Genomic DNA, 1,758 nt, shown 5'->3' on the forward strand with positions numbered 1-1,758 from the left:
TCCCCTCAAAACTAAACAAAGTTTCATGTGATAGGTTTCCGTGGGCCGTTAGGCCCTATCCTTAGAAAGGAGGTGATCCAGCCGCAGGTTCTCCTACGGCTACCTTGTTACGACTTCACCCTAATCATCTGTCCCACCTTAGACGGCTAGCTCCCTTACGGGTTACCCCACCGGCTTCGGGTGTTACAAACTCTCATGGTGTGACGGGCGGTGTGTACAAGGCCCGGGAACGTATTCACCGCGGCATGCTGATCCGCGATTACTAGCGATTCCGACTTCGTGTAGGCGAGTTGCAGCCTACAGTCCGAACTGAGACCGGCTTTAAGAGATTAGCGTACCCTCGCGGGTTAGCAACTCGTTGTACCGGCCATTGTAGCACGTGTGTAGCCCAGGTCATAAGGGGCATGATGATTTGACGTCGTCCCCACCTTCCTCCGGTTTGTCACCGGCAGTCTTACTAGAGTGCCCAACTGAATGCTGGCAACTAGTCATAAGGGTTGCGCTCGTTGCGGGACTTAACCCAACATCTCACGACACGAGCTGACGACAACCATGCACCACCTGTCATTTTGCCCCCGAAGGGGAAACCTGATCTCTCAGGTGATCAAAAGATGTCAAGACCTGGTAAGGTTCTTCGCGTTGCTTCGAATTAAACCACATGCTCCACCGCTTGTGCGGGCCCCCGTCAATTCCTTTGAGTTTCAACCTTGCGGTCGTACTCCCCAGGCGGAATGCTTAATGCGTTAGCTGCGGCACTGAAGGGCGGAAACCCTCCAACACCTAGCATTCATCGTTTACGGCATGGACTACCAGGGTATCTAATCCTGTTCGCTACCCATGCTTTCGAGCCTCAGCGTCAGTTACAGACCAGACAGCCGCCTTCGCCACTGGTGTTCTTCCATATATCTACGCATTTCACCGCTACACATGGAGTTCCACTGTCCTCTTCTGCACTCAAGTTTCCCAGTTTCCGATGCACTTCCTCGGTTAAGCCGAGGGCTTTCACATCAGACTTAAGAAACCGCCTGCGCTCGCTTTACGCCCAATAAATCCGGATAACGCTTGCCACCTACGTATTACCGCGGCTGCTGGCACGTAGTTAGCCGTGGCTTTCTGGTTGGATACCGTCACTACGTGAACAGTTACTCTCACGTACGTTCTTCTCCAACAACAGAGTTTTACGATCCGAAAACCTTCTTCACTCACGCGGCGTTGCTCCATCAGACTTTCGTCCATTGTGGAAGATTCCCTACTGCTGCCTCCCGTAGGAGTTTGGGCCGTGTCTCAGTCCCAATGTGGCCGATCACCCTCTCAGGTCGGCTACGTATCACTGCCTTGGTGGGCCTTTACCTCACCAACTAGCTAATACGCCGCGGGTCCATCCAAAAGCGACAGTCCGAAGACCGCCTTTCAACCAAGGACCATGTGGTCCAAGGGTTTATGCGGTATTAGCATCTGTTTCCAAATGTTATCCCCCACTTAAGGGCAGGTTACCCACGTGTTACTCACCCGTCCGCCACTCGGTGTCAGTGAAATCTGTCCGAAGACTTCAATCACTAAAACCTCGTTCGACTTGCATGTATTAGGCACGCCGCCAGCGTTCATCCTGAGCCAGGATCAAACTCTCATGTAATATGAGCTGTTTGAATAGCTCGATTTGTTGTTACTAGCGAATTGACTTCGCAATGTTTAATTCTTTTCAATTAAGAAAAGCCCTATCACATTTACGAAACTTTGTTCAGTTTTCAAAGGACTACC

2 rRNA genes (1 of these 2 cut by a window edge) are annotated in these 1,758 nt (G+C 51.5%); both read right to left on the minus strand.

The annotated features are described in order from the left end of the window. A 23S ribosomal RNA gene (locus tag NUH19_RS13225) occupies window positions 1-62 on the minus strand; it reaches 2,879 nt to the left of the window's first position. 3 nt (window positions 63-65) lie between these two features. Beyond that, window positions 66-1,633: ribosomal RNA gene (locus NUH19_RS13230) — 16S ribosomal RNA — on the minus strand. Together the 16S and 23S rRNA genes form the textbook arrangement of a ribosomal RNA operon. Between the last annotated feature and the right edge of the window lie 125 nt (window positions 1,634-1,758).

The sequence above is a fragment of the Lacticaseibacillus parakribbianus genome, from assembly GCF_025490915.1.
Lineage (GTDB): Bacteria > Bacillota > Bacilli > Lactobacillales > Lactobacillaceae > Lacticaseibacillus > Lacticaseibacillus parakribbianus.